Origin of the sequence: Bacillus sp. NPDC060175 (assembly GCF_042728695.1) — a bacterium.
Lineage (GTDB): Bacteria > Bacillota > Bacilli > Bacillales > Bacillaceae_G > Bacillus_A.
Window position 1 is genome coordinate 1 of the sequence record NZ_JBHWYR010000078.1, and the last position, 19,344, is coordinate 19,344.

The following is a 19,344-nucleotide window of genomic DNA, read 5'->3' on the forward strand; positions in this document are numbered from 1 at the left end:
CCCTCTCTCTTGCTGTATGTTGGAGCGAAAAATCAAGAAAGCGTATTCAAATTAAATTTTATCATAATTAACTTATATATTCAGATTTCATCATGAAAACTTTATGAACAATGAGTACAAAAAATATTAATAAATAAAAAGAATGAAGTTACTACCTCCATTCTTTTTTACTAATAAATAGCGTACATAATTATTTAAACATACATGCATACATTCTGTTTAGAAATAATAGTACCAGCTTTTTCTTCTAGTGCTTCATATACTTTTTCTAAAGACGTAATAATTGTTTTTCTTTTTGGATTTGTATTAACAAAATTAATAGCAGCTTCAATTTTTGGAAGCATACTTCCCGCAGCAAATTGTTTTTCTTCCATGTATTTTTCTAATTGATTCACTGTGACATGCTCTAATTTCTTTTGATTCAGTTGATTATAATTTACATACACATGATCAACTGCAGTTAAAATTACGAGCGTGTCGGCATCTACTAATTCAGCTAATTTCTGCGCAGCGAAATCTTTATCGATAACCGCTTCAGTTCCTTTTAAACCTTCTTCGGAATCAATTACTGGAATTCCACCACCACCAACAGCTATCACTATATTTCCATCCTCAACTAAAGAATTAATTACTTTATGCTCATGAATACTTACAGGCTTCGGTGATGGAACAACACGTCTCCACCCTCTGCCAGCATCTTCTTTAAACACTGCTTTTGTTTCTTCCATTAATCTTCTGGCCTCTTCCTCTGTATAAAAAGGACCAATTGGTTTAGTTGGATTTTTAAATGCCTCATCTTTTTCATCCACGACAACGCGTGTTATAACCGTTGCTACGTCTTTTTTTATATTCCGTTTTTTCAGTGCCTTTTCAATCGCATTTTCCATCCAATATCCAATCATCCCTTGGCTCATTGCACCACAAGTATCTAATGGCATTGCAGGTGTCTTTTCCGTTTCTGCAGCTTTTTGCTGTAATAAAATATTCCCCACTTGTGGGCCATTTCCATGCGCAATTACTATATCTACATCATTTTCCATTATTTTCACAAGTTGTTCCGCTGTTTTTTCCAGCGCTTCTTGCTGTGCCCCTGCAGTAGCTTTTCCAGACTGTATCGCATTTCCCCCTAGTGCAACTACAATTTTTCTTCGTCCCATATTTCAGCCCTCCAGTTGATTTCGCTTTCACGACGCTTTATAAAGTAATACTGCCTGTAATTAATCCATAAATCGCAAAGAATGCTAAAGCACCTATTGCTACCGATGATGCTAATTCCACTCGAGTAAATATTTGCTTCGAACTCTTTTGCTTTTGAACATTGTAAAAAATAAAAATACCTGGCGCATATAAAGTCATTGTTAATAATAAATACTCTAAACCAGCTGCATAAACTAACCACACACCATAAATACTTGCTATCAAACCAATTATTATATTTTTATTTCGATCCGCTTCTTCAGACTTTAAGCTATGCTTCAGTTGATAAAATGCTGAAAAAGCATATGGGATTAAAATAGCCGATGATGCTAATGAGAATGCAAAGTTATACGCCTGATCGGAAACAACGAATGTTAATAAGAACATTTGAATTAAGCCATTTGTTATCCATAATGAATTTATTGGGGCCTTATTTTTATTTTCTTTTGCAAACCATTTTGGAAATACTCCGTCTTTAGCCGCCAAATACGGAATTTCAGATGCGAGTAAAGTCCAACCTAACCAAGCACCTAATACAGAGATAACTAAACCTAAATTAATAAAGATAGCACCCCATTTTCCAACAACACTTTCAAATAAATAAGCCATAGACGGATTTTTTAAATTAGCAATATCTGCTTGCTGCATAAGTCCAAGAGACAGTAATGTAATTAAAATGTAAATGATGAGTGTACCAACTAAGCCAATAACCGTTGCTTTCCCTACATCACTTCTATTTTTTGCTCGACTAGATAAAACAACAGCCCCTTCTACCCCAATGAACACCCATAAAGTTACAAGCATTGTACTTTTAACTTGGCTGCCAACCGCTCCCCATGAAAAAGAACCAGTTTGTCCCCAAAATCCATCTAGGAACGTATCAATATGAAACGCGAAGATTCCTATAACAATAAATACAAATACAGGTACTAATTTTGCGATTGTAGTTACTAAATTCACAAGTGCTGCTGATTGAACTCCACGTAAAATTAACATGTGAACACACCATAATAATACGCTTGCACCAATAATGGATGCTACATTTTGACCACCTTCAAAGATTGGGAAGAAATACCCTAATGAAGAAAACAATAATGTGCCGTAAGCTACATTACCAAGCCAGGCAGATAGCCAATATCCCCACGCACTATTAAATCCCATAAAATTACCAAATCCTGCTTTTGCATAGCTAAAAATACCACCATCTAAATCTGGCCGTTTTACAGTTAGATTTTGAAAAGATAATCCAAGCGCAATCATCCCAATTCCTGTTATAACCCAACCAATAATAATGGCTCCAGCACCAGCACCTTTTGCCATATCACTTGCTAAATTAAATGCTCCACCGCCAATCATAGACCCCACTACAAGCGCCGTTAATGTAAACAACCCTAATTTCTTATCTTCACCCATTCCACTCACCTCTCTTTAATTGCAATAACAATACGAAAGCAATAGTGAATGATAGTGTCTAAAGGAGGAGAAAGAAGAAAGGAAGACTCCCTTTCTTCTTTACTCCATGTTTCCTAAAGTAGCTGCCATAACCGCTTTAATTGTATGCATTCTATTTTCAGCCTGATCAAATACTTTTGAATGTTTACTGCGGAATACTTCGTCAGTTACCTCCATTTCCCTCAACCCATATTTCTCATAAACTTCCTCACCATACATCGTTTCAACATCATGAAATGCAGGTAAACAATGTAAGAAAATCACGTTTTCATTCCCTGTTTCTTTAATCATTTTCATATTTACTTGATAAGGTTTCAATAACTCGACACGTTCAGCAAATTTTTCTTCTTCCCCCATAGACACCCATACATCTGTATAAATTACATCTGCATTCGCAACAGCTTCTTCCACATTACTTGTTATCATTACCTGTTCATTATATTTTTTTGCTAAATTAATTACTTCTTGCTCTGGCCATAAAGATTCCGGTGTACAAATACGTACATCCATTCCAACGATCGCTCCACCAACTAGTAAGCTATTAGCAACATTATTTCGTCCATCTCCAACGTAAACGAGCTTCACATTTTTTAATTTCCCTACATGTTCTCTAATTGTTAATAAATCTGCAAGTGTTTGTGTTGGATGCCACATATCTGTTAATCCATTCCAAACCGGCACACGAGAATTTTGTGCTAAAGATTCTACAGTTTCATGATTAAATCCACGAAACTCAATTCCATCAAACATACGCCCTAACACTTTTGCTGTATCCTCTACGGATTCTTTTTTCCCAAGCTGAATATCACCTTTCCCTAAATATTCAGGGTTCGCCCCCAAATCTGTACATGCTACTGTAAATGCACATCGCGTACGAGTAGAGGTTTTTTCAAATAAGAGCGCTACATTTTTACCTTCTAAATAATGATGTGGGACACCGTTTTTCTTTTTCTCTTTTAATTCTGCTGCTAAATCTAGAAAATATAATAATTCTTCTTGTGTAAAATCTTTTTCAGCTAGAAAACTTCTTCCTTTTAAATTCGGTCTAGTCATTAACATACTTCATCCCTACTTTCTCCGTTATTTATACTAAATATCTTTACGAACAATTGGCATACTCATGCAACGTGGACCCCCACGACCACGAGATAATTCCGAACTTAGCACCTCAATGACTTCTATACCGTGCTCCCGTAATAAAGTATTGGATACATAGTTGCGATCATATGTAACAACTACACCTGGCGCAATTGCTAATGTATTAGAACCGTCATTCCATTGTTCACGAGCGGAAGCAATTGCATCTCCTCCTCCACAAGGAATAAGAACTAATTCACTTAAACCTAATACCTCTTTTAATGCTTCCATTAAAGAAGTACGATGTGTAATTTTAAGAGTGTCCACATCTGGGCCTTTTTCTAAAATATAAATATTCATATTTCCTTTTGGCCCTTGAATGGCTGGGTGAATTGTAAACTTGTCATAATCAACCATTGTAAACACTGTATCTAAATGCATAAATGCTCGGCATTTTGGAATTTCTATTGCTAACACTTTCTTAATTTTATTTTGTCGACTAAAAAGATTTTTAGCTAAACGTTCAATTGCTTTAGCTGACGTACGGGCAGATACTCCAATTGCAATTGTTTCTTCATTTAAAATTAGCTCATCGCCACCTTCAATTGGAAACTTATAATCACGATCTAGCCAAATTGGCACATTGTGATTTGCAAATCTTGGATGATATTTAATGATGTACTCCATGAATAATGATTCCCGTCTACGCGCCGGTTCTCTCATCTTATTTATCGTTAAGCCATCGCCCACGCTAGCTGCTGGATCACGAGTAAAATATAAATTAGGCATTGGGTCTAAGTAAAACGGATAATGATCTTCCATTAATTCGTATAAATGTGTCTTCTTACTTGTTTCAATTTCGTTTTTCCGTACACCACCCATAATTTTTTGAATTAATTCTTCATTTGAAAAGGAAAGTAAATATTCTTTTAAAGTTTGATGTGCAACATTTACGTCAGCCTGTCCTTCTTCTAAAATACGATCAACAAATTCTTCTCGAAGTTTTTTATCTACTAATGCCTCAGCAGCTAGTTTTTCTAAATAAAGAACTTCAATACCCCGATTGCGTAATGTTTGTGCAAAATAATCATGCTCTTTTTGAATAATTGGTAAATATGGAATATCGTCAAATAATAATTGTTGCAAATAATCTGGCGTTAAGTTTTCCACTTCTTTACCAGGTCGTTTTAATAACACCGTTTGTAATTCCCCAATTTCTGAAGTAACATGTATCGGATGCTTCATTTGTTGTACCTCCTTTTAAATATGTTTGATGTCTTACAAGTACATAATAAATGCTACGCGCTTTCATCTTTGTGAAAGCATCCACATTATCATTGTGAAATATTAAACAAGTTATTTTTTTAAAATCATATGGATTTGTATTTTTATAACACTCCATCCCGCTTTTTCAATAAAAAAATACATATATTACGCATATATGTTGAATATTTAACTTCCGTATTTAAACAAAAATCCTGTTTTTAATTTTTATTAAAAACAGGATTTTGCATCTACATAATTAAATTTAACCTTTCTTCTAAAATCTCCCTATCTGATTTCGACTGAGAAATGATAAGGCATGTATCATTTCCACATATACATCCTATTTTTTCTTTCCAATCTAACTCATCAAACAAAACACCAATAACATGTGCATTACCGGGTAATGTTTTAATAACCATTAATTGATCTACACAATCAATTTTTACAACAACCTCTCGTAATTTTTTCTTTAACTTTATATCAGTTTGTAAATGCTCTTCTGAGAAAACTTTATATATCATTAATCCTTCTTGAGAAGGTACCTTCGTTAAGTTTAACTCACGAATATCTCGAGAAACTGTAGCTTGTGTTACTAATACATCTTTTTTTGCTAACAATTCTACTAACCTTTCTTGCTTCTCTATTTCATACTCCTTTACAAATTGTTTAATTAATCGTTGTCTTTTTTCTTTTTTCATAAAAGACACCCCTTTTAACATTATAGCTCGCTATAATTTTCATCCGAAAGGGACAGAAAAGAATGTTGCGGAAACGTTCATAGTTTATACTTTTTAACTGTAGATATTAAATCTAGCTAAAAAAAAGAAGAACAGCATTCTGTTCTTCTCTTTTACATTGAAAATCGTTCAATCGTTTGTTTCAATTCAGCTGCTTGCTTCTCTAAATCCTTTAATAATCGATCGATTATTACCATATTTTTAGACTGTTGCAGAGTCACACGCGCCACTTCTTGTGAACCAGCTGACGTTTCCTCAGCGATGGCTGCTACAGCTTTTGTTTGTGCTCCTGTTTGATGAATGTGACTCACTTGTTCATTCATATAACTACTAATTTGCTTAGTTGCATCTGCTACTTCCATAATACTTGATGACATTTCTTTTAAAATTAATTCTGTAGCTCCCCCGCGTTTCGCCTCTTCTTTAGCTTTTTTCACTTGCTCGGTCATTTTCATCGCGACTTGTTGTACTTCATCTTGCATATTCCGTAATAATTGCGATATGTTTCTGGCAGAACGATCACTTTCATCAGCAAGTTTACGTACTTCTTCTGCTACAACCGCAAATCCTCTTCCATGCTCTCCTGCACGAGCTGCCTCAATAGAGGCGTTGAGTGCTAATAAATTTGTTTGGCTAGCAATCTCACTTACAACAGAAACAATATGTTCAACTTGTTTCATTCGTTCTTCTAACTGCTGTACATTTCGCATTGAATCTTCATTTTCTTTCGCCAATGTTTGAATACCTTGAATTAAGGAATTAAAGACACGTGTGCTTTGTCCTAAAGCTTGAACCATTTCTGAAGACAACTCGTCAGACTGTTTTGCTTTTTCTTCTACTTCACTCGCAATAGAAGTTGTTGTATCAACAGTAGAAACAATCGCCTGAATCGATGCTGCTGATTGCTCCGCGCCAAAAGAAATCTCTGCAAGGGTCTCAGATACACCTTGTGCTTGCTTCGTCGCTTCTCCCGTTTGTTTTCTAATTTGCTGAACTTGCTTATTTGTATACGAAAATGTAGTATCAATATTTTTTACCATTACTCTTAAATTTCCTAGCATCATATTAAATGCAACGCTTAAAGATTTAATTTCATCATCTGCCTTTGGCAATGGGACGTCCTCCCGAATGTCACCCTCAGCCGCTTTCCTTGCAGCTTCTTCCAACTTCCGAAGTGGTTTAATTAAAAAGATTGCTGCTCCATATGCTAAAATCCCAGACCATACTACACCTAATAACATAACGATAATATTATATACAGTTCGACTTACATAAATTTGAAAATAATCATATATAACGTAAATAAAAAATAAGCTTGTTGAATATGTAATGAAAGCTAAAAATGTAGTAAATAGCATAAGCTGTATACGTAAGCCAAAGGAAAATGTCTTCCTTTCTTTTTCCATCTCTTCTTTCCCCCTTATTTTAAGCAATATAAGTACTACCTATATATTATTATCCATATTTTCGTTATAGAAAGATATAGGGATTTTTAAAATCATTATTTCCTTGAATATCAAATCCTCTGAAAAAAATAAAGGATTCTGACAATTTATGACTAATAACAGAAATACGGGGCAACATTTGTAAATATATTTTTGACTGGGGGTTTTGTATGATTCAAGTTCGAAATCTAGTAAAATCATTCGGATCACTTGATGTTTTAAAAGGAATTGATTTAGAAGTAAAAGAAAAAGAAGTTGTTGTTTTAATCGGTGCCAGTGGTTCCGGCAAAAGTACATTACTTCGCTGTCTTAACTTTTTAGAAATGTATGATGAAGGTGAAATTCACTTACAAGGTGAGCGAATTGATCCAAAGCATTCAAATTTAAACAAAGTCCGTGAAAATGTCGGTATGGTTTTTCAGCACTTTAACCTCTTTCCCCATATGACCTCACTAGAAAACATCATAGAAGCACCTATTCATGTAAAAAAATTAAATGTAAAAGAAGCTAAAGATGCTGGAAATCATCTACTTGAAAAAGTTGGTTTACAAGATAAAGCGGATGTAACGCCTCACCTACTTTCTGGTGGCCAAAAGCAGCGCGTCGCAATCGCACGAGCTCTTGCCATGAATCCTAAAATTATGCTATTTGATGAACCTACCTCAGCTTTAGACCCTGAACTTGTTGGAGAAGTGTTGCAAGTTATGAAAGAACTTGCTGAAGAAGGAATGACAATGGTTATTGTTACTCATGAAATGAATTTCGCAAGGGATGTAGCTGACCGCGTCATCTTTATGGATGACGGGAAAATTGTAGAGGATGCTTCACCAGCGCAATTTTTTTCCGCTCCATCGCATGAACGAGCAAAGCAATTTTTACGCAACGTTTTATAATGTAACTTCTGTTTCAAGCATAAAGAAATTCATTCATACGGGACACAACTAATTGTCCAAATAAAATATCTCCATAGCATATTGAAAACAATCCGTATGATCAATATATAGGAGGGGTTTTATGAAAAGAAAACTATTAACCATTGTTGCGAGTATTACATTATGCACATCCTTCATACTAGGAGCCTGTAGTAAGGAAAGCTCTACCACTTCATCTAATGGTGAAAAAGAATTTCGTTATGCGATGAGTGGTTTATACAAACCTTTTAACTATAAAGAAAATGACGGGAAACTTGTCGGTTTTGATGTAGAAATAGGTGAAGCTCTCGGGAAAAAGATGGGAATGAAACCTGTTCCTGTTACAAATCCTTGGGAAACATTGATTCAAGGTTTACAATCAAAAAAATATGATGTGATATTAGGGAGTATGGCTATTACAGAAGAGCGATTAAAAGCCGTGAATTTCTCAAATCCATATTATCGCTCTGGTGCACAAATTTTTGTAACTAAAAAGAATACATCTATCTCTTCTCCAGAGGACTTGAAAGGTAAAAAAATAGGTGTTGTAAAAGCAAGTACTTTCAAAACCCTTGTTGCAAAACATACAGATCAAATTACAGAATATGATAGTGATATTACTGCACTTATGGACTTAGAACCAGGACGTGTAGACGCAGTTATTACTGATCAAATGGTTGGTCTTCGTATGATTAAAGAAGGTAAATCAAATATAAAAGAAGCTGGAAAACCGTTAAACCTTGATGAAATGGGAATTGCTATTCATAAAGACAATAAAGACATGGTCGAAAAGGTAAATAAAGCGCTAGATGAAATCATTAAAGACGGCACGTATGAAAAGATTAGTAAGAAATGGTTTGGGCGTAATATTCTTGGAGACGAGGCAAAAACAAAGTAAGTTAGCCATTTAGAGATTTCATAAATTATGTCCCACCTTGTATGTGGGGCATTTCATTCCCTACTAAAATCCATACAATATGAGGTGACACATATGTTTGAAATTTTTATCTCTACCTATCCCACACTCTTAAAGGCTACTATTGTCACATTACAATTAACATTAACATCCCTATTACTCGGTTCACTAATTGGATTACTAGTCGCTTTCTTTCGAATCTCTAACAATAAGGTTTTAAATAGTATTGCTCATGTATACATCGCCATTATTCGTGGTACACCTTTAATTGTTCAAATTGCCATTCTCTATTTTGGGATTACATCCGTTGTTGTTTTTACCCCTTTTTGGGCAGGAGCAATTGCTTTAGCAATTCATAACGGTGCATATATTACTGAAATTTTCCGCGGATCAATTCAATCCGTTGACCGAGGACAATTAGAAGCTGCTCGCTCTTTAGGTATGCCTTACCCTTTAGCGATGCGCCGGATTATATTACCACAAGCATTTCGCCTATCCCTTCCTCCTCTAGGGAATCAGTTTATCATAGGATTAAAAGATTCTTCACTCGTTGCTTATGTAGGATTGTCCGAATTATGGGGATCAGGTTTATCCATCGCTGCAGGTAACTTCCAACAATTAGATACATATATAATCGTTGGTTTATACTATCTCGTACTTGTTCTTCTATTTACTTATTTTGTTAATCTTTTAGAGAAACGACTACAACGGAAAGAAAATAACTCTGTCCAAGTCAAGACAAAGAACAAGAAAGAAGTTTCTTTATAACAAAAAGCAAGCTCTAAGAGAGCTTGCTTTTTCATCGTAAAATATATCTATTATTGATTTACTTTTTTTATAGTCTCTTTTTCCTCTATATGATCCTCACGATATGAAATATTATGAGGATCCAATCCATTTCCTAAAGAACCATAGAAATGCTCCCTATGCGGATCAACTAATTCACTTCCGTGATAATACACACGTGGTGTATTCCAAAGTGCTGCCAATGCTTTTGTCATCGGCATTTCGTGATAGCGTTCCGGCCACATTTCTTTAATTTTATCTTTTACTAATGGATAGTATTTAGAACTCATAGCAGGAAACAAATGATGTTCTGTATGGTATGAGAAATTGAAATGTAAAACGTCTACCCAGCGCGGCACTGTTACTGATAAACAGTTTGCTAACGGATCATTTACTGGAACAATAGGATTTAAGCGGTGATTTGTTGCGATATACGCCATTACAATAAAGTTAGCAATTAACAACGGAATCACGTATGCAAAGAACCACTTTGTAGGTCCCATAATAAACAATAAACTAATCCAAACTGTCCAGGGCAAAAGAAGTTGCAGCCATACAGATTTTTGATTGGATGACTTAAATTCTTTTATAAAATGAAAGAACATTCGAGTCGAATGTAACGTAAATTGAATTGTTAGTGACAGAAAACTAAAGAATGAACGTACATGAAGAGGCATGCGATATACCCAACTCAAAAACTTACTCTTTTTAAGTTTTTCAAATGTCGGCCATGCATCTGGATCATTGTCTTCATGCTGTGTGTGAACATGATGCGTTGCATTATGCCACTTTCTCCAAAGTTTTGGGCCAGTTGATAATGGCATAAATGCTATCGCACCTAAAAAATCACGAAGCCATGCCTTTCTTACAACTGTTCCATGTAAAATTTCATGTCCTAAAAATCCAAGTGAAGCAAAACATAATCCAAGAACAATTGCAATTCCTAGATTTGCCCACACATTCAATTCAAATACACCGATCGTTATTAAACCAGCCAATGCCACAAGTAAATAAGCCAGTCCACCAAATAAACGATTAGGAACTGGTTTAAATGCTTTTTTCGGCAAATGTGGTGATACACGCGCTGCATACCACCCAAACGTATGAAGCTCCTTCATCCTTTTGCCCCTTTCTTATGCCGCGCCCCGCGCAACTTGCATATATCAATTCTTGCTTCCAGATTGATTTTACTACGTGATCCAAAAAGCATTTATCATAAGGAAAATATACTCACTCTATCGTCACTTAATTTTCGCTTTTATTATCAATGAAAAACATTTCTCTTTTTACTCTCTATCAACCTTTCCACATGATGAATCATAACAATAGACTTTCTGTATTGTCAACAACTTTTATGACCTAGTAATAAAAGTTGGTTATATTTTTATAATTATACTTTATTTCACTAAAGAAAAAGCATAGATTTCATAAGGCTTTATCAGCTATATATACATATCCACTTAAACAACATAGACTCTATCTTATTCAAGAACTCTCTATGTAATCAACAAATGGAATCACTTGAATTTAGCTTTATATAAATCCTACTTCTTCATACTGCCCCAATAAAATAATTATATTAAAATATTTTTATCTTTCGTTTAATAAAAATAGAACGCTACGAAAACAACATACATGAATTCCATATAATATGGAAATATTAAAAGGAAAATTGTTCTAATTTAGGAGGTTTTCAAAATGACAGATGACACATTTCCGCAGTTACCATCATCCTATTGGATTGAATCTACTCAATTTTCTACTTTTCCTCATTTATCCGAAAATATAAAGACAGAAGTTGCCGTTATCGGTGCTGGTATTACAGGTATTACCACCGCCTATTTACTCGCTAAAGAAGGAATGAAAGTCGTTTTAATTGATTCTGGTTCTGTTTTAAATGGAACAACTGGGCATACAACCGCAAAAGTAACAGCTCAACATGATCTTATTTATGATGAATTAATAAACAATTTTGGTGTTGAAAAAGCTCAACTTTACTACGAATCAAATAGTAAAGCTCTACAATTCATAAATGAGACTGTACAAACATATAAAATCGACTGTAATTTCACAAATGAAAATTCTTATTTATATACAACTACCAATAATGGCCTGCGAAATTTAACGAAAGAATATGAAGCCTATCAAAAATTAAATATACCTTGTGACTATGTTCAATCTCTGTCGATTCCTATTCCCGTACAATCTGCACTTGTGATGAAAAATCAAGCGCAATTCCATCCCCTCCTTTATTTAAAAACACTTTTAGAAAAGTTTGTGGAAATGGGCGGAATGGTTTATGAGCAAACAACAGCTATTGATGTGGAAAAAGGAGATTATCCACAAGTAATTACAAAGGGTGACCATCGCATCACTTGTAAATATATTGTCTCTTGTTCACATTTTCCTTTTTATGATGCTAATAGCTTTTTCTTTACGCGAATGTACGCAGAACGCTCCTATGCTCTTGCAATAAAAGCAAAAACAGATTATCCAGAGGGCATGTATTTAAGTATCGATGATCCAAAACGCTCCATACGTTATACGACAAGCAATGGAGAAAAACTAATATTGATTGGCGGAGAGAGCCATAAAACAGGCCAAGGAATTAATACGATGCTTCATTATGATGCACTATATTCCTTTGCTGAATCTACTTTTGGAGTAGATGAAATTCCTTATAGATGGTCAGCGCAAGATTTAATCACGCTAGATAAACTCCCTTATATCGGACATATTAATGAAAGGAATCCAAATATATTTGTGGCAACAGGATATCGTAAATGGGGTATGACAACTGGAACTGCAGCAGCTCATTTACTGAAGGACTCCATTCTAAAAATCCAAAGTCCATATAAAGAACTGTTTGCACCATCACGTTTTCATGCAAATCCGGATATAAAAACATTTCTCTCACAGAACATTGACGTTGCGAAACATTTAATTGAGGGGAAAATTGAAGTTGCTTTACGTAAACCAGAAGATCTTGAAACTGGCGAAGGATCTGTTGTACGTGTAAATGGGAAACGTGCAGGTGCTTATAAAGATAAAGAAGGAAAATTACATATCGTCGACACAACTTGTACGCACCTCGGCTGTGAAGTTGAATGGAATAACGGTGATTGTACGTGGGATTGCCCTTGCCACGGATCTCGTTTTTCAATCGATGGAGACGTTATTGAAGGTCCTGCAGATCAGCCATTGAAACGAGTTGATAACGAGTAAAAAATAAAGAAGTTCAACGGAAATCCCGTTGAACTTCTTTATTTTCATGAAGCTTTTTTAGATAAATTTCGACAAAAGAAGGAAAAAATTAACATTTAACAAAATAATATATTAATTTACAAAAAAGAGGTGAATACTATGCAACCTTCTGCTCCACCTCATCTAGAATCTACAGAAACTATCTTTTCAAGTTCTATTACAAAACTTGTTGTTTTTATTTGTTGGCTAGCCATTCTAGCTGACGGATATGATTTAGGTATTTACGGCGCCGTTCTGCCAAAGCTCCTAGAAGACAAAAGCTGGGCACTATCACCAGCTCACGCTGGAACAATTGCCAGCTATGCTTTATTTGGGATGTTTATTGGTGCTATTCTAGTTGGAACCATTACAGATCTAATTGGACGAAAATGGACACTCATATGCTGTCTAGCCCTTTTTTCTATTACAATGGGCTTAGCTGCAATGGCTCCTTCCCCGGAATTATTCGGACTATCTCGATTTATCGGAGGAATTGGATTAGGTGGTGTTATCCCAACAGCTTCGGCACTCACTGTTGAGTATTCACCCCAAAAGCGACAATCTTTTATTTATGCACTTATGTTTACCGGCTATCCTTTAGGTATCGTACTAGGCGCCATTTTGTCCATGTTTATGTTAGAAGGTTTCGGATGGAGAATTATGTTTGGCATCGGAATGATTCCGCTACTTCTCATTCCTTTCATTATTCGTTATTTACCTGAGTCTATTCAATTTTTGCTATCACGTAATCGTCAAGAAGAAGCGAAACAAATTTGTGATCGTTTTCAAATCGAATTACATGTAAGAAAAGAAATTTCTCAAACATCATCTAATATACAAAAGAAACACGGATTCCTTACATTATTCTCAAAAGAATACATGAAAGCAACTCTACTTTTCTGGACTACTTATATAATGGGAATGTTTTTGATATACGGTTTAAACACTTGGCTACCACAGATGATGCGCCAAGCAGGATATCCACTTGGATCTAGTTTATCATTTCTACTTATACTAAACATTACTGCAGCTATCGGTGCATTATTTGCTGGAGCAATTGCCGATCGTATAGGAGCAAAAATTGTTATTAGCATCTCCTACCTTATGGCAGCCATATGTATTGGACTATTAACAATCAAACCATCTGTTACAATCATTTATCTTTTAATTGGTCTTGCTGGAATTGGATCAGTCGGTATTACTCAAATATTAAATGCTTATGTAACACAATACTTCCCATCACATATCCGAGCTACCTCTTTAGGATGGGGACTTGGGCTTGGCCGAGTTGGTGCAATTGCTGGCCCTATTCTTGTCGGTATTATTATGACAATGCAATATGACTTAGCTTGGAATTTTTACTTATTCTCCTTTGCAGGTCTTATCGCGGCTATATCTGTTTTCTTTATTCCTACAAAATAAAGTGAAACTTTAATCAGTGAGGGTTTTGTGCATCCCCACTGATTATTAGCCCTCACCAATCAGGCGTTTACGGCGGCTCCCACAAATAGCGGGATAAAAAAGAGCACAAACTCACTTGTGCTCTTTTTTATATACTTCAAACAACATATTTCTAAATAATGTATTCAAACTCTCAATATCAATCCCTAATCCCTTTTCAATCCCTTTTACGTATTGCTGGTAGTAATCAATTTGTTCTTCTAAAAATTGATTTAGCACCTCAATTTTCAATCCAATATCCAATTCAGTACCTGCTTTTTTCTTTATTAACAACTTTTCAATTTCATCTAATACACTACGTTCTAATGACAATTCTGTAATCAATCTATCAAATTCTACAGGAGGCAAAGTCGATTTCTCCTCTAACCATTTACAAGCTAAAATAGGACGTAATACATAAAAATACTTTTTCAGTTTTACATTCTCACCTTGCAAAAATTCACGATAATTTTTTGAAGCCATATGTAAGTAATGATATATCGTTGCTTTTGGATCAAAATTCTTTTCGCTCATTTGCTGAAGCTGTTCTGGAAAATTAGAGTTTTTCGAATAAAAAATTGGTGATCGAATCCACTCAAGTAAAGCCGGATTTGACTTTGCAAATAGTTGCAATGCCTTTTTAATATCCCAGCCACTTATATCTAAATCATCACTAATTGGATACTCGATTACATCACGTTTATCATGAATTGATAAATACCATTCTACTGGATGTATATAAACAAACCTAACATCATAATCACTATCTTTCGATGGAAATCCCCAAGCACGACTCCCTGATTCTACAGCAAATAAAATTTTTACATCATTCTCTTTTTCAATTCTTTCTAGTTCTAATTCAATTTTCTCTCTCATTTCATACCCTCCCCATTTTTTGATCATTTCCCTGGAAATTCGACAAATATAAGACTAATTTTACCAGATACTAAAATAGCTGTCAGAAAATTCCCGACAGCCTAACAAAACACCTATTTTTTCTTTTCAATTACAGTAACTGCAATTCGTTCAATCTCTTTTTGGATTTCTTCTTTATATGCATCGACTTTTGAAAAATCCATAGCGGCAATATAAATTCGTTCTAATTTATCACGAACTGATTTTGCCTTTGCTAAGAAAGACATCGCCTCATTCATTTTTGCTTTATATTGAATGGAAACGTCACGAATTTCTGTAGCATACTTCTCATCCGTCCCCGGTGTCACAATAAGGGCATACATATCTATAATTTCATCACCCACGCGACTTGGAAAATATTCATGTGGCGCAGTACTATCAAAAATTGCAAATCCTAATTCTCTTACGATAACCATATCAAGACTATTCGGGTCAAATCCGCAATGATATACTTCAACGTCAAAACCTTTTTCTTCTGCTGCCTTCGATAACTTTTTGAGCATTGTTGATTTTCCAGAGCCCGGGCGTCCTTTTATAAAATAACGATGTGGTAATCCCTCTGTTAAATTAGGAACGAAATCAACTGCTCCTTTCGGTGTAGCAGCCCCTAAGAAACGATGTTTCACAAGCGATTGTTTCCCCTTTTTATCTACAAATAACTTCTGAATCAGCTCATCTGTTAGTTCATTTGCTTTATTAAAATCGATATTATTAATATATATTTTCTCCCACTCATCATGTATAGCTAACGCCTCTTTAAAACATGCGTAAGCAGATTGAAAAGCCTTACTCGCTTCTGATACAAATCGTTCAATTTCTAACTTCTGCTTTCTTAATTTATTCGAGTCCCAGGCAACCCCTAAATTTATATACTCTTCGACAACTCCTGGCATTTTCGGCTCAATAACGTGTGGCGATGTCCCATCGACAATTCCTACATTTAACTTCGGAATAATTACACCGTCAACCGACTTATTGTCAGAAGAACAATGTAAAAATTCAATATTATATCCTTTTCCGGCCCATTCACGACCAATTGCTTTTATTAAAGAAGACTTCCCTGTTCCTGGACCGCCTTTTAAAATAAACAACCTATCTAGCCCTTTTAAACTCTCTTCATACAAGCTATAAAATCCTCTAGCTGTATTTCCACCAGCAAAATAGTTCAATACATTCCCTGTCACTGCACCCACCCCTTCGCAGCAGTCTACTTACATAAGCTACAATATGCGAGCAACTTTGTTTGGGTGAATACCTATTTTGTATTGCACTGAAAAAGGAAATGAATTACAATTTAAATATCGAAAAATTACAAATATTGAACTGGATATACCTTTATCAAGAGAGGCAGAGGGACCGGCCCTTTGAAGCCCAGCAACCTCAGTTTACAAAAACTGAATAGGTGCTAATTCCTGCAAAATGCTTTGCATTTTGGAAGATAAAGCTTAGCTACTGTATGTAAAGCTCATCTTTCTTGATTATGGAAGATGAGCTTTTTATTATTTTAAAACATATATTGGAGGTATTTAGAATGAAAGTAATTGACCTATCACAAACGTTTGAAAACAATATGTCTCAATTTCCTGGAACGCCTAAAATCCAACTAGAAGCAATTACAAGTGTTGAAGAAACAGGATATCAAGTTACAGATTTTCATTCTGTCGTTCATGTTGGCACTCATTGCGATGCCCCTGCACATTTCATCTCTGGTGCAACAACAATTGATAAATTACCTCTCGACCAATTTGTAGGCGAAGCAGTTCTAATCGATGTAACACATGTTCAAGGGCGAAAATTACCTAAGGAAGTATTAAATAATACCGACATAAAGGAAGGAGATATTGTTATTTTCCATTCCAATTTATCTAATAAATGGAACACAGAAGCTTATGCGAAAGAAGCATTTTATCTTTCTGAAGAATTAGCTGAAGAACTAGTTAATTTAAAAATAAAATCTGTCGGTTTAGATTTCATTTCTCCTGATGAGGTAACGACAGAAACATCACCTATTCATCACATATTGCTAGGGAATAACATTTATTTAATTGAAAACTTAACAAACCTAGATGCCATTAAAACGAAGCGTTTCTTTTTCTCAGCAGCACCTTTAAAAATTAAAAATAGTGATGGTGCTTTCGCAAGAGCATTTGCCGTTATTTTTTAAAATAAGAACTACTTGAGGACAACAAAAAAGCAAAGATCACTTTTGACCTTTGCTTCTATATTTTTTATTTAAATTAAGAAAGAATTGTTCCACCCGCGGACGTACCCAAGCTAAATAATCTTTATCTTTCTTCTTTGTACAAGCTATCTCTTCTCCATCTACCATTCCGACAAGTTCTAGCTCTAACAGTTGCCTCGTGAATGCTAACATATTTACTTCCTCAGCCGGATACTCTTCTTTTAATTTCTCCTCAATTTCTCCCAATAAAAAACCGTCACGCATCATTGCTAGTGCATCAATCCAAAGTGGCGGCATTTCATATTTTTCTCCTGTAATCGTATCTTTTACAATATAATTCTTTTGCTCTTTTCGAAATTGAATCGTGTGTAAACATACAGTCGAATTTAATGTTAATTCCATCATACCACCCCTTTCATCATATCTGCATAGGAAAAAGGATGCGCGTGCACCCCTTCTTTTCTTTTCATAACACTACCGAACCGTTACACGAGCTCAAAGCTTCATGTCGATATTTCCCTCCATTATAAACGAAGTGTTTTATAAAAAAAACCCTTCTTGAAACATTTTATAAAATGTTTATATTTACACAACAAGAGCACTTTTCTGAAAAATAATTTCTTCTAATGCACTACACTGTTGGTAAATAGATTTCCACTTTCGTTCCTACGCCCATACTACTTTGAATTACCATACTCCCTTGATGTTCTTCAATAATTTTATATGTAATCATTAACCCAAGACCTGTACCATTCTCCTTTGTTGTATAGAATGCCTTTCCAATTTTTTCTATTTTATCGTTCTCTATACCAAAACCTTGATCTTCGACAGAAATACACAAATTATCTCCAGCTTTTTTGAATACACAAATATGAATGTCTCCACCTTCTGGCATCGATTCGATTCCATTTTTGATAATGTTTAACAACACTTGCTTCAATTGCTTATCATCGCCATTTATATCGGGTAAATTTCCATCTACTTGCAAGTGGAATTTCACTTTATATTGAGCCGCATAACTTTCCATTAACTGCACAACATATAAAAGGATTTCTCGTATATTACACCATTCATACTTAATTGGTTTTGGTTTTCCTAATAACATCAATTCACTAACAAACCCGTTAATTCTTTCAATTTCTTGTAACATAATGTCATAGCTCATCGTATCAGCAGGGTTTCTTTCTTTTTGCATTTGCGTAAACCCTTTTAAAGCTGTTAATGGATTTCGAATTTCGTGAGCAATTGTTGTAGACATTGTACCAATAACAGCTAAATTTTCCGTCTCTTTCATATTGTTCATCATTTCAACAACGGTTCTTACATAAGATTGAAATCGTTTTAACAAAGAATGTGAAATAATGAAATAGAATATACATAAAACAAGCGGAATCACAACTTTTAAATCTTTTAATATCAATGTAAAAAGTACGTACTTTCCAATTACACTAAAGGAAACTAAATAAAAATATTTTCTGTTCACGAAAACCGGTGCAAATAAAATTAATAACATTTCTACCATACTGCCATGTTCAAAAGCCCTATCCGTTCGCAAATAAATCATTAAATTATTAATAAGGTTGATAAACATGTACCCAAATAAAAATAAATATTTTACAGAATATACATAGCCTCTTTTTTGGAGATATATCGAAATAGGAAATAATGCTATTACAAATATATATACACCTATCCCAAGGCTACCTTTTGGCCACCCTACCTCTGTCCCATTAATATTCATAGCGGGATATACAAAATAATATATAGCGTCATATAA

At 34.8% G+C, this 19,344-nt stretch carries 17 protein-coding genes and 1 riboswitch; of the genes, 6 read left to right on the forward strand and 11 right to left on the reverse strand.

Annotated features, from left to right (window positions below):
* Positions 1-194: 194 nt before the first annotated feature.
* The 6 genes from arcC to ACFWDE_RS25520 all read right to left on the reverse strand — a co-directional run bounded on the left by arcC (position 195) and on the right by ACFWDE_RS25520 (position 7,135).
* Positions 195-1,157, reverse strand: coding sequence for a carbamate kinase (arcC, locus tag ACFWDE_RS25495; RefSeq protein WP_377895570.1), 963 nt, complete (start codon positions 1,155-1,157; stop codon positions 195-197).
* A gap of 37 nt (positions 1,158-1,194) precedes the next feature.
* Positions 1,195-2,610 carry an arginine-ornithine antiporter gene (gene arcD, locus ACFWDE_RS25500; protein WP_377895572.1) on the reverse strand — a complete coding sequence of 472 codons (1,416 nt, stop codon included), beginning with the start codon at positions 2,608-2,610 and terminating at the stop codon, positions 1,195-1,197.
* A gap of 99 nt (positions 2,611-2,709) precedes the next feature.
* The gene (argF, locus tag ACFWDE_RS25505) at positions 2,710-3,708 is read right to left on the reverse strand and encodes an ornithine carbamoyltransferase (RefSeq protein ID WP_377895574.1); all 999 of its coding nucleotides are present in this window, start codon (positions 3,706-3,708) and stop codon (positions 2,710-2,712) included.
* A 30-nt stretch (positions 3,709-3,738) separates the two neighbouring features.
* The gene (gene arcA, locus ACFWDE_RS25510) at positions 3,739-4,971 is read right to left on the reverse strand and encodes an arginine deiminase (RefSeq protein ID WP_377895576.1); all 1,233 of its coding nucleotides are present in this window, start codon (positions 4,969-4,971) and stop codon (positions 3,739-3,741) included.
* A 269-nt stretch (positions 4,972-5,240) separates the two neighbouring features.
* Positions 5,241-5,690 (reverse strand): arginine repressor, encoded by a 450-nt coding sequence (gene argR, locus ACFWDE_RS25515; RefSeq protein WP_377895578.1) that lies wholly within the window; start codon positions 5,688-5,690, stop codon positions 5,241-5,243.
* Positions 5,691-5,842: 152 nt separating this feature from the next.
* Positions 5,843-7,135, reverse strand: coding sequence for a methyl-accepting chemotaxis protein (locus ACFWDE_RS25520; RefSeq protein WP_377895579.1), 1,293 nt, complete (start codon positions 7,133-7,135; stop codon positions 5,843-5,845).
* 209 nt (positions 7,136-7,344) lie between these two features.
* Between ACFWDE_RS25520 and ACFWDE_RS25525 the strand changes: the two genes are divergently transcribed.
* The 3 genes from ACFWDE_RS25525 to ACFWDE_RS25535 all read left to right on the forward strand — a co-directional run bounded on the left by ACFWDE_RS25525 (position 7,345) and on the right by ACFWDE_RS25535 (position 9,769).
* A complete protein-coding gene (locus tag ACFWDE_RS25525; RefSeq protein WP_377895580.1) occupies positions 7,345-8,067 on the forward strand; it encodes an amino acid ABC transporter ATP-binding protein in 723 nt (240 codons plus the stop codon).
* A 121-nt stretch (positions 8,068-8,188) separates the two neighbouring features.
* Positions 8,189-8,983: an ABC transporter substrate-binding protein gene (locus ACFWDE_RS25530; RefSeq protein ID WP_377895582.1), complete on the forward strand. Its 795-nt coding sequence runs from the start codon at positions 8,189-8,191 to the stop codon at positions 8,981-8,983.
* Between the two features lie 93 nt (positions 8,984-9,076).
* Complete coding sequence (locus ACFWDE_RS25535; RefSeq protein WP_002151598.1) at positions 9,077-9,769, forward strand: amino acid ABC transporter permease; 693 nt, start codon at positions 9,077-9,079, stop codon at positions 9,767-9,769.
* Between the two features lie 50 nt (positions 9,770-9,819).
* Here the strand turns inward: ACFWDE_RS25535 and desB are convergent, their stop codons facing one another.
* Entirely contained in the window at positions 9,820-10,905 is a 1,086-nt protein-coding gene (gene desB, locus ACFWDE_RS25540; RefSeq protein WP_377895584.1) for a Delta(10) desaturase DesB, read from the reverse strand.
* Positions 10,906-11,485: 580 nt separating this feature from the next.
* Between desB and ACFWDE_RS25545 the strand changes: the two genes are divergently transcribed.
* Both ACFWDE_RS25545 and ACFWDE_RS25550 read left to right on the forward strand, forming a co-directional pair.
* The gene (locus ACFWDE_RS25545) at positions 11,486-13,012 is read left to right on the forward strand and encodes an FAD-dependent oxidoreductase (protein ID WP_377895586.1); all 1,527 of its coding nucleotides are present in this window, start codon (positions 11,486-11,488) and stop codon (positions 13,010-13,012) included.
* A 138-nt stretch (positions 13,013-13,150) separates the two neighbouring features.
* Entirely contained in the window at positions 13,151-14,452 is a 1,302-nt protein-coding gene (locus tag ACFWDE_RS25550) for an MFS transporter (protein ID WP_002151590.1), read from the forward strand.
* A 111-nt stretch (positions 14,453-14,563) separates the two neighbouring features.
* Here the strand turns inward: ACFWDE_RS25550 and ACFWDE_RS25555 are convergent, their stop codons facing one another.
* Complete coding sequence (locus ACFWDE_RS25555; RefSeq protein ID WP_377895590.1) at positions 14,564-15,346, reverse strand: nucleotidyltransferase domain-containing protein; 783 nt, start codon at positions 15,344-15,346, stop codon at positions 14,564-14,566.
* A gap of 113 nt (positions 15,347-15,459) precedes the next feature.
* Entirely contained in the window at positions 15,460-16,569 is a 1,110-nt protein-coding gene (locus ACFWDE_RS25560; protein ID WP_377895593.1) for a PRK06851 family protein, read from the reverse strand.
* A gap of 148 nt (positions 16,570-16,717) precedes the next feature.
* A riboswitch (SAM riboswitch) is annotated at positions 16,718-16,830 on the forward strand.
* An 86-nt stretch (positions 16,831-16,916) separates the two neighbouring features.
* Here ACFWDE_RS25560 and ACFWDE_RS25565 point away from each other — a divergent pair.
* The gene (locus tag ACFWDE_RS25565; RefSeq protein ID WP_377895595.1) at positions 16,917-17,549 is read left to right on the forward strand and encodes a cyclase family protein; all 633 of its coding nucleotides are present in this window, start codon (positions 16,917-16,919) and stop codon (positions 17,547-17,549) included.
* Positions 17,550-17,585: 36 nt separating this feature from the next.
* Here the strand turns inward: ACFWDE_RS25565 and ACFWDE_RS25570 are convergent, their stop codons facing one another.
* Positions 17,586-17,969, reverse strand: coding sequence for a hypothetical protein (locus ACFWDE_RS25570; protein WP_265623252.1), 384 nt, complete (start codon positions 17,967-17,969; stop codon positions 17,586-17,588).
* Between the two features lie 229 nt (positions 17,970-18,198).
* A partial coding sequence (locus tag ACFWDE_RS25575; protein ID WP_377895598.1) for an ATP-binding protein occupies positions 18,199-19,344 on the reverse strand: 1,146 nt, incomplete at its 5' end.

Coding starts and splice junctions, on each gene's coding strand:
- arcC (WP_377895570.1), bottom strand. CDS start 1,157: ATGGGACGAAGAAAAATTGTAGTTGCACTAGGGGGAAATGCGATACAG.
- arcD (WP_377895572.1), bottom strand. CDS start 2,610: ATGGGTGAAGATAAGAAATTAGGGTTGTTTACATTAACGGCGCTTGTA.
- argF (WP_377895574.1), bottom strand. CDS start 3,708: ATGTTAATGACTAGACCGAATTTAAAAGGAAGAAGTTTTCTAGCTGAA.
- arcA (WP_377895576.1), bottom strand. CDS start 4,971: ATGAAGCATCCGATACATGTTACTTCAGAAATTGGGGAATTACAAACG.
- argR (WP_377895578.1), bottom strand. CDS start 5,690: ATGAAAAAAGAAAAAAGACAACGATTAATTAAACAATTTGTAAAGGAG.
- ACFWDE_RS25520 (WP_377895579.1), bottom strand. CDS start 7,135: ATGGAAAAAGAAAGGAAGACATTTTCCTTTGGCTTACGTATACAGCTT.
- ACFWDE_RS25525 (WP_377895580.1), top strand. CDS start 7,345: ATGATTCAAGTTCGAAATCTAGTAAAATCATTCGGATCACTTGATGTT.
- ACFWDE_RS25530 (WP_377895582.1), top strand. CDS start 8,189: ATGAAAAGAAAACTATTAACCATTGTTGCGAGTATTACATTATGCACA.
- ACFWDE_RS25535 (WP_002151598.1), top strand. CDS start 9,077: ATGTTTGAAATTTTTATCTCTACCTATCCCACACTCTTAAAGGCTACT.
- desB (WP_377895584.1), bottom strand. CDS start 10,905: ATGAAGGAGCTTCATACGTTTGGGTGGTATGCAGCGCGTGTATCACCA.
- ACFWDE_RS25545 (WP_377895586.1), top strand. CDS start 11,486: ATGACAGATGACACATTTCCGCAGTTACCATCATCCTATTGGATTGAA.
- ACFWDE_RS25550 (WP_002151590.1), top strand. CDS start 13,151: ATGCAACCTTCTGCTCCACCTCATCTAGAATCTACAGAAACTATCTTT.
- ACFWDE_RS25555 (WP_377895590.1), bottom strand. CDS start 15,346: ATGAGAGAGAAAATTGAATTAGAACTAGAAAGAATTGAAAAAGAGAAT.
- ACFWDE_RS25565 (WP_377895595.1), top strand. CDS start 16,917: ATGAAAGTAATTGACCTATCACAAACGTTTGAAAACAATATGTCTCAA.
- ACFWDE_RS25570 (WP_265623252.1), bottom strand. CDS start 17,969: ATGGAATTAACATTAAATTCGACTGTATGTTTACACACGATTCAATTT.